This is a genomic window from Streptomyces sp. NPDC054847 (assembly GCF_053610925.1).
On the sequence record NZ_JBSGZJ010000335.1, the window covers coordinates 1 to 7,875 of the forward strand.

Annotated in this window: 15 protein-coding genes; 1 reads left to right on the plus strand and 14 read right to left on the minus strand. The window is 69.1% G+C overall.

Annotated elements, in window-relative coordinates; all coding sequences use genetic code 11:
* Positions 1-42: 42 nt before the first annotated feature.
* Positions 43-519 carry a hypothetical protein gene (locus tag ACWGH4_RS26165; protein ID WP_453465278.1) on the plus strand — a complete coding sequence of 159 codons (477 nt, stop codon included), beginning with the start codon at positions 43-45 and terminating at the stop codon, positions 517-519.
* 419 nt (positions 520-938) lie between these two features.
* Here ACWGH4_RS26165 and ACWGH4_RS26170 read toward each other — a convergent pair whose 3' ends face one another.
* The 14 genes from ACWGH4_RS26170 to ACWGH4_RS26235 all read right to left on the minus strand — a co-directional run bounded on the left by ACWGH4_RS26170 (position 939) and on the right by ACWGH4_RS26235 (position 7,805).
* Entirely contained in the window at positions 939-1,835 is an 897-nt protein-coding gene (locus ACWGH4_RS26170; RefSeq protein WP_453465280.1) for a PIN domain-containing protein, read from the minus strand.
* Between the two features lie 12 nt (positions 1,836-1,847).
* The gene (locus tag ACWGH4_RS26175) at positions 1,848-2,195 is read right to left on the minus strand and encodes a DUF6233 domain-containing protein (RefSeq protein ID WP_453465282.1); all 348 of its coding nucleotides are present in this window, start codon (positions 2,193-2,195) and stop codon (positions 1,848-1,850) included.
* Between the two features lie 13 nt (positions 2,196-2,208).
* Complete coding sequence (locus ACWGH4_RS26180; protein ID WP_453465284.1) at positions 2,209-2,580, minus strand: hypothetical protein; 372 nt, start codon at positions 2,578-2,580, stop codon at positions 2,209-2,211.
* A gap of 136 nt (positions 2,581-2,716) precedes the next feature.
* Entirely contained in the window at positions 2,717-3,556 is an 840-nt protein-coding gene (locus ACWGH4_RS26185; RefSeq protein ID WP_453465286.1) for a hypothetical protein, read from the minus strand.
* 88 nt (positions 3,557-3,644) lie between these two features.
* On the minus strand, positions 3,645-3,839 hold the full coding sequence (locus ACWGH4_RS26190) for a hypothetical protein (RefSeq protein ID WP_453465288.1): 195 nt from the start codon (positions 3,837-3,839) through the stop codon (positions 3,645-3,647).
* Between the two features lie 178 nt (positions 3,840-4,017).
* Entirely contained in the window at positions 4,018-4,284 is a 267-nt protein-coding gene (locus ACWGH4_RS26195) for a hypothetical protein (RefSeq protein WP_453465290.1), read from the minus strand.
* Positions 4,284-4,847, minus strand: a complete 564-nt coding sequence (locus tag ACWGH4_RS26200; RefSeq protein ID WP_453465292.1) for a nuclease-related domain-containing protein — start codon at positions 4,845-4,847, stop codon at positions 4,284-4,286. Before ACWGH4_RS26200 ends, ACWGH4_RS26195 begins: the two co-directional genes overlap by 1 nt.
* 83 nt (positions 4,848-4,930) lie before the next feature.
* Positions 4,931-5,449, minus strand: coding sequence for a hypothetical protein (locus tag ACWGH4_RS26205; protein ID WP_453465294.1), 519 nt, complete (start codon positions 5,447-5,449; stop codon positions 4,931-4,933).
* Positions 5,446-5,937: a hypothetical protein gene (locus ACWGH4_RS26210; RefSeq protein ID WP_453465296.1), complete on the minus strand. Its 492-nt coding sequence runs from the start codon at positions 5,935-5,937 to the stop codon at positions 5,446-5,448. Before ACWGH4_RS26210 ends, ACWGH4_RS26205 begins: the two co-directional genes overlap by 4 nt.
* 85 nt (positions 5,938-6,022) lie before the next feature.
* Entirely contained in the window at positions 6,023-6,370 is a 348-nt protein-coding gene (locus ACWGH4_RS26215; protein WP_453465298.1) for a helix-turn-helix domain-containing protein, read from the minus strand.
* Entirely contained in the window at positions 6,367-6,585 is a 219-nt protein-coding gene (locus ACWGH4_RS26220; RefSeq protein WP_453465300.1) for a hypothetical protein, read from the minus strand. The genes ACWGH4_RS26215 and ACWGH4_RS26220 overlap by 4 nt, the downstream gene beginning before the upstream one ends.
* Positions 6,582-7,004, minus strand: coding sequence for a hypothetical protein (locus ACWGH4_RS26225; RefSeq protein WP_453465302.1), 423 nt, complete (start codon positions 7,002-7,004; stop codon positions 6,582-6,584). The genes ACWGH4_RS26220 and ACWGH4_RS26225 overlap by 4 nt, the downstream gene beginning before the upstream one ends.
* A 41-nt stretch (positions 7,005-7,045) precedes the next feature.
* Entirely contained in the window at positions 7,046-7,405 is a 360-nt protein-coding gene (locus ACWGH4_RS26230) for a helix-turn-helix domain-containing protein (protein ID WP_453465304.1), read from the minus strand.
* Between the two features lie 109 nt (positions 7,406-7,514).
* On the minus strand, positions 7,515-7,805 hold the full coding sequence (locus ACWGH4_RS26235) for a hypothetical protein (RefSeq protein ID WP_453465306.1): 291 nt from the start codon (positions 7,803-7,805) through the stop codon (positions 7,515-7,517).
* Between the last annotated feature and the right edge of the window lie 70 nt (positions 7,806-7,875).

Below are 7,875 nucleotides of genomic sequence, written 5' to 3' on the forward strand. Positions count from 1 at the left end.
GCCGGGGGGAACGGTCGGGCGCAGCAAGGCCAGCATGGACCCATGCCCCCTTCCCGCACACAAGACGAAGCCCCCGCCATCCCCGGCGCCCTCGAAGCCATCCCCACCAAACGACGGACCACCCGCGCCGAAGAGTCCAACCTCGTCGCGCACGCCCGCCGTGAACTCCGCCTCATCGGCGAAGACCCCGCAACCATCCGCGGCCTCGCCAAAGTCGTCCAAGCCTTCGCCGACATGGGCCACAGCGGATCCAGCGCCCACGCCGCCACGCAGTACCTCGAGCGGCTCCTGCGCTTCCAGCCCCTGTCCGACCTGACGACTGACCCCGCCGAATGGATCGACCGGCACGCCGAAGGCATGACCCCCACACCCCTGTGGCAGTCCAGGCGGAACTCGGAAGCGTTCTCCACCGACGGCGGGAAGACGTACTACCTGCTGTCCGAGCAGGAAGCCGCCGGCGACATCGCCACCACACCACTCCACCGATCCAAGCCCGCAGATCTGCCCGCCGAAGGCTGATTCCTGCCGCACCGGACGCATTTCCGGCCACCGGTGGCACACTCGATGCACGGCGCACCGGCTGCTCTCCCAAGGACGACCGGCAGTACGACGCCCCTCCCTGCGCGCGGACGAACCCCTCCAGGTGCCTCCCTCGCAGGGAAGCAGCCTCCCGCAGGCTGCACCCGCAGAGCCCGCCCCTGTACCCCACTTGGGGCGGGCTCTCGTGCGTCCCGGCACCGTTGTCAGCGCCCCGTGCCACACTGGGGCCAGCGGCTGAACCGGTCCTATTGTCCGGTGTAGGCGGCTTCCGCGGTGGTGTGGCGCCCAGGGGGCGTTACCCGTACGACCACCGCCCAGCGTTACGCCCCGCCTCTACCCCCGTGGAGGCGGGGCGTCGTGCGTTGCAGGAGGCATCGCCAACGCGGTGCAGAGGCTCCTCATGCCTGAGGGGTTTGGCCAGGCTCAGGGCCATCCCCTGCGGTGTCCCGCAGCTTCGACGTCCTTAGGCCGGCTGCTCGGCCGCGCATCGCCTGGCCCGTGTCATAAGTGAGCAGCTGAACCGGCCGCCCAGCCAGAGGCTGCACAGCCAGCCCTCGATCGATGATCTCGTCATCGTTGATTGGCAGACGAACATGGCCAGGAGGATCGAAGAGCACCTCCACGGTGACTTTTCCGCTGGGTATGCCGCCAGAATCGAGAGCGGAATAGTCCTCCTCTTTGAGGATGGCCGCGCCAGGTCCGGAGCTGAGGAGCCTTTCGAAGACGGCGAGGGTGTAGCCGGCCCGCCAGCGTCGATGCTTGTCCTTGCTCTGTTTCAGGTTGTCCAGCTCGTCCACCACGACCATTGGCACCAAGAGGTGGATCGGCTCCTCCCGCACGCCGCACATGCTGCGCAAGTCCCAGGCCTCCAGCCTGGCGTGGTGCTGCACGTACACGCTGGTGTCTGCAACCACGAACACTCCGCCGCCAGTCCATTGCTCTACACGCTGGCGCAGGGCCACGGCGGCCTCGTCGAAGTCTGCGACCCGATGGGAGAGTTCTAGGTTGAGCAGGTCATTCAGGAAACCCTCCTGATGGCTGCCAGCGAGGCCCCCGCTAGCTCCGGCCAGCAGCGCGTCATGCCGTCGGGTCAGCACTAGGTGATCGATGTCGGCGTCGCGTATCTGACCGCGAAGATGACGTACTGCATCAGCTGCCCAGCGTAGGTAGAGAACGAGCCTCCCATAGGCGGGGCCGTTGAAGGGCCCCTGCAAGTTGGCGGCCTCGTTGCGCAGGGAGTAGAGCGAGCCGAGCAGGTTGTCCCGGTCTACGCCGGGGAGTGGCGTCACGAGCATCTGGGGATTGTCTCAGTCGACCCGCAGTCCCGTGTCCGGCCGGCAGATCTCGCACGGCTTGATGTCCGGCTCCAGAGACGCGATCAACGCCTCCTCCCTGTCCAGGAAGGCGCCGAACCCCTTGTACATGGAGCAGCCACCGCGGTGCAGCACCGCAAACGCCTCATCGGACTGGGCGCGCTTCGGCTCGAGCTTCCACGACGACTGCTCCCGCGCCGTCCGCTCCCGACGCAGCCGCGCCTCTTCCTCCGCCTCGAGCTGCTTGATCATGGCGCGGGTCCGCTCGAGCTGATGCTCCTGGTACTCGGCGACGATGCGGAGCTTATCGAGGCGGGACAGGTCGGGGCGATGATCAGACATGACAGGGCTCGGGTCAGGCGGCCTGAGTGACGTCCACGACCAGTGTGGCCGCGGGCTGGGTGATCTGCTTCAGCAGCATCCGCGCGGCGACCAGCTTCTCCCTCTCCACCGTCTCCCAGTACGGGTGCGTGGTCACGGTGATGGACAGGTCCAGGCACTCGGCACGCAACCTGGCCTCGTCCTGCTTCTGCTGATCGGTCCAGCCGGGCGAGTCTTCGCGGCCGCCGGTGACGACACCGGTGTGGGGGTGCGCTTCACCAGGCCAGCCGGGCATCGGCTCCACCGACCAGGGCAGGGTGCGGCACAGGGCGGCATGCTCGGCGAGTGCCTGGTGGAGACGGGTCTGTGCGGTCAGGAGGTCGTCGGGGAAGGTCTGCTCGGGCATGAAGTCACCATACGTCTGTTCGAATTCTGGACGCGAACGGGACACGCCCACACCCATCACAGGCAGACGGAAGGCCCCTGCCAGAACGGCAGGGGCCTTCCGAGACGAGTCAAGAGAACAGGAGGTACTACAGGAGCTACTGCGCCGCTACGCGCTCTCCCTTGCTGGTCAGCTCCAGCTCAACGACCACCTCGTCGTCCCGCTTCGACTCCTCCTCCACGGAGACAAGGCGCTTCTTCACCAACTGCCTGATCGCTGCGGCAGCGTGCGTGTCGCCCGCGGGGTAGGCCGCACAGAGGTGCCTGAAGTCGGTGGCGTCCGAGGCGGGCGCGAACGACCAGCCCTTGAGCTGAGCCACCTCGACCAGACCCTCGCCCGACATCCGCGTGATGTCGAAGCCGCCGCCAGCCGTTTCCTCCCACTCCTCAATGCGATGACGTGCCGCGTTCAACGCTGCCAGCACTTCACGCTCAAGGTCGGTCAGCTCGACAGGCTTGATCGGCCGGCCGCTGCGACGGTCCCACCGCTTCTCAAAAGCTTCGACCTGCCCCCTGACGAACACCGGCCCGCTCTTCAGATGCGCGACCGCGGGCGGGAAGTCGTCACGCTGGACAAGCTGCGCCGCACGCTGGCGAACCACACCCAGCATCTCCGCGATCTCGGAGACACCGACCAGGTCCGGGACGGACGGTTCAGCGAGCCTGCGGTCGAGCTCTTCCTCGGTGACGAGGTCGACGCCGAGGACGGTGGCGCTGATGTCGGCTTCCTTGGCCGCCGCGGTCACGTCCTTCAGTGCACTGTCGATGGCCTGCCGTGCGGTGCCGGCCTCGACGAAGATGCGCACCGCAGTGTTGCCGTTCGGTGATGCGCCGACGGCGGGGTCGCGGTCGGCGAGGTAGTCGTGCAGTACGTCGATGGCTTCATCGGTGATCTCGGTTGCTGCCAACTCGACTTCGACGCTCCACGCCTGGGGCATTATGTGAACATCTCCTTCCCGGATCCCTATCCGTTTGGGGACTTACGGTCCGCCGGGGTGCCACCCGGCGGACCCTCCCCTAGTACTTCTACTTGTCGATGAACCCGTGGCGCTTCAGCTGCGCCATCGCGTTCTTCCGGCCCCGCCAGTCGGACGAGGTTCCGGAGAGCGTGGTCACCCGGCCGCCGTCCTTGTAGACCTGGTGGTGACCGTTCTTCGTGGTCCTGACCTCGAAGCCCTGTGCTTCGAGCCTCCTGATGAGTTTCCGTGTGTCCTTGTCCAAGGTACTCCTATCCCTTGACGTCGTCTATGTTAATTGTACCACGTTCAGAATTTACCCTAGACAGCGACCAGAGTAAGTTGACTCTGGGAAGCATCCCGAACGCACGAAAACGGCCCCGCCATCCCATCTCGGGACGGCGGGGCCGCATAGCTCCCCAGGCGTACGGACACCGTACGCCTCACCTCGGACAGTGGACCCGCAGCAGACGCACCGGCCGCACAGCACGGGTCCCATCCTGGCGTTCGACGAGGACGTTCCGCGGCGCCACCCGACCGGTCCGCACCTCCGGGAACGGCACCTCCTCGAGCACCGGCCCCGTCCCGTAACGGACCCGAACGGTGACCGGCTGCCAGTCCTGCGGGCCACGGTGCTCCCAGTAGGTCCGCGGCTCCGGCTCCTCCCCAGCCGGAGTCGCAGGCACGTCGAAGGTGAGTTGGCCGTCCATCATCGGCCTCCCTCCAGGTAGGGGAGCAGCACCTGGTCGACACGGGCCGCCAGGGCCGCCGCCGCCCGCGGGTCCCGATACCGCGCCCCGGCCTCGAGCCTCGGCAGCACCCGGTCCGGCCCCAGCACGAACACCGTGCCGCCGCGGACCGGAACCTCGAGGGTCCCGCCGGCCACCCGGGAGCCGTGGACGACGAGCAGCGGCCACACCGACTCCGGCCCCATGCCGACCGCCTCCGCGACGAGACGCGCATACCCGGCCAACGACTCCACTTGGCGGTGCCGGTCATCCGTACCGCAGCGCACCCGGCTACCCACAAGGGCCGTGGTCTTCCCGCGGTGCCAGGCCTTGGTGTCCACGACCACGAGGGCGCTCCCGCACGGGGAGACGAGGACGTGGTCGAGGTTGAAGCGTCGGCCGCGGAGCATCAGGTCGTGTCGCACATGCCAGCCCGACCGTGCGAGCCCGTCGAGTATCCGCGCCGTCGCCTCCTCCCCCGCCGCGCCGTGGCTCCTGCGAGCCGCCACCGCGTCCGCGCGGCGCGTGTGGACGGTGACACCCATCCACGACAGGACACGCCGCCACACACCCCGCCGGGCGTGCGCACGGGCTTGCGCAGCCCACTCATGCGCCGACCTCCCCGCGGTCACCGGCCGGCCTCCCGCCACCAGCGCAGCCCGTCAGGCTCGCCCCGGTCAAGGTCGTTGTCGCAGTCGGCCAGGAACGCGCCGTAGGCGGCCACCCGGTCCGCGGCGTACTCCCGCTGCTCCGGCGTCATCTTCGACGTCGTCCACCGCCATTTCCCCGACTCGAGCCACACCGTGTGCCACGCGCCGTTCTCCACCGTGTCGTCCGGGTGATTCTCGAGGTTGCGCGCCGCACGGATGGCTCGCGCGACCTTCATCTGACGGTGCTGATCGTCGAGAACAGCCTGATACCGGGGCCGGTACGCCTCGCAGTACGAGCACGTGGCCTCCGTGCCTTCCGGCAGCGCGCCCTGCTCCGTGGAACGGCCGCACAGGGCGAGCCCGGTGGCCCACTCCTCCCAGCGCGGCAGCCACTCGTACAGGGACAGGTGGACGAGGTCCGGCTCGTCGGGGAGCTGAAGGTGGGCGACGGGGACGATATAGCGGAGTTCGGGGTCGAGGGCGGTCTGTCCGGTCATCGTTCGGTCTCCAGGGTCTCGAGGGCGTGGACCTGCCACAGGGTGGTTCCGTGCGCGCGGAACCTGGTGGGGCCGGCGGTCCAACCGCAGGAGCAGCGCAGCCGGTAGTTCTCGCGGTTCGGCTGCTCCGGATCCTGGTAGCCCCAGGACGGGATGTGCGACCCGTCCCCCGCGGCCCACAGCACCGGCGCGTGGTCGGGGCACATGTAGCCGACCGCCTTGGACTGCATCCAGCCCGCCTCCACACGGTCGAGGTGCAGCTGCCGGAAGCAGCCGGGGATGACGCACAGTCGGGCCAGGGTGCCCTGCGCCTCCCACCGTTCGACCGCGTTGATCGCCGTGTTGGCGTGGGCGAGCCACCCGTCGCGGGCGTGCTGCCAGGCGGTGCCGCCCTCGAGGAACGCTTTCGACCCGGCCTCCCGGGCGAGGGCTTCGGCAACGTGGGTGAGGAGCGCGGCCGCGGGCTGCGGCTCCTGGGTGATGGTCATGGGCCCTCCAAGGGCGTGATGTGACGGTGGGTTACGTGGTGCCGGTATCCGGCCGGGAACCGTGTCTAAGATGTCCGGTTCGACGTCACGCACTGTCGCGGTAACCGCGGTTCGCGCCCTTCGGCACCGCCACATCAGCCGCGTTCAGCACGCCCATCGCCATAGCCACCGCCACGGCATGCGCCCGGTCATTCACCCGGAGCTTGCGAAGAACCGACTGCATATGCGACTTCACCGACTCCTCCGCGATTCCGAGGGCGGTACCGATGGCCCGGTTGGTGTTGCCGTTCGCGGCGAGGACGAGGATCTGGCGCTGCCGGCTGGTGAGGTAGGTGCGCGGGTCGTTGTGGTTCCGGCGGGGGTATGCGCGTGCTGGATGCGGGGCGGGCCCGACACCCGCCGGCGCCGGGCCAACAGGCAGAACAGTCGTCACGCCTCACACCAGCCGATCGGCTGCTCGTCGGCAGGCTTGGCGTCCACCGCGCGCACCAGTTCCCGGGCGGCCAGGGCCAGCTGCTCGTCGGAGTACGCCTGCTCGGCGTCCTGGTGCGGGTCGTCGGGGCGACTGTAGTGCGTGGCGTGGATGACGCGCAGAGCAGCCTTGATGAGGGTCTCGTGCTGGTCGACGGGCGGAAAGTAGATGCTCATGCGGACTTCTCCTCGGTGCTGGTGAGCTCGGCGATGCCCTGCGCGGCCTGCTCGGCTCGGGTCCGGGCGTCCGCGATCCACTCCGCGAAGTCGGCCCCGGCCGGGCCGGCCACCGTCTCGGCGAACCATTCGGTGCACTCCATGCCGTCCGGGCCGTCACCGAACGGGCCCGCATACCAGTCCGCGATCTCGGCGGCCTTGTCCGGGGCGACCTCCTGCACGACGTGCAGCAGCCGCGCCGCGAGGCTGGAGAGGCTCGAGGCCATGGCCTGCCAACCCATGGCGCCCGGATGCTTCGGGAGGGGTGAGGCGATGCAGCGGAGGTGAATGTGGGCGAGGTCGACGAGGAGCGTCTCGGGGGACGTGTCGATGAGTTCGTCCTGGTCGAGGTCGAGGTCGAGGTCGGTGATGTCGCTCATGCGGTCTTCTTCTCCTTGGCTATAGCGGGGCGGGGGTTCGGTCAGGCGGTACGGCGGGCGCGGGCCGGGATGGCGGCGCGCCAGCGGTACACGGTGCGAGGGGACACGCCGACCACTTCGGCGATCCGCTCCGCCGACATTTGCTTGGCGCTCAGACCGCGGGCGATGAGGACGCGTTCGATGCGGTGGAGGCCTTCGACCCGGCGGGGCTGCTCGACGATGAGCTGCACGTCGGTCTCGTCGGCGTCGAACCAGGTGCGGGGCCGCGGGTTGCGCTCCTCCTGGCGGCGTTTCCGACAGCCGTGGCAGATGTGGCGCTGAGGGGCAGGGGGGCGGGTGCATCCGGTTTCGCGGCAGGAGCGTGTCGTCGGACTGGCCGCTGGGCTGGGCATGGGGGTCATGGCGGCGTCCTCCTGGGCGCGTGGAAGGGTGGGCCGCCCGCTCGGCTGCGATCACCGTGGTGCGGGCGGGCGGCCCGGAATGTGGGCGGGGTGGCGCCAGAGGGAGGCGCTAGAGGGGCGTGCCGTCGCAGTCGACGTAGCCGTCGACGGTGGGGTGCGGCTCGATGCAGCCGTCGTGGTCCCCGCGGTCGGTGTCGTCGTCGAGCCCGGTCACGGAACGGGGGCGCACGCACATGACCGTGGTGTCCGGCGCCTCCAGGCGGAAGCGGACGTTGGACCGGTCGTCGCCGCAGGGCAGGCAGTCGCAGGGGAACGCCTGGTAGATGCCGTGGAGTTCGCTGAGGCTGCCGTGGTAGCGGACGAGGGTGCCGGGCTCCCAGTGAACGAGGGGGTTCAGCATGGCGTCTCCAGGGCTTGGGTGGGTGGTGGTGCGGGGTGGGGCTCGGCGCGCCCCGCCTGGGGGTGCGGGG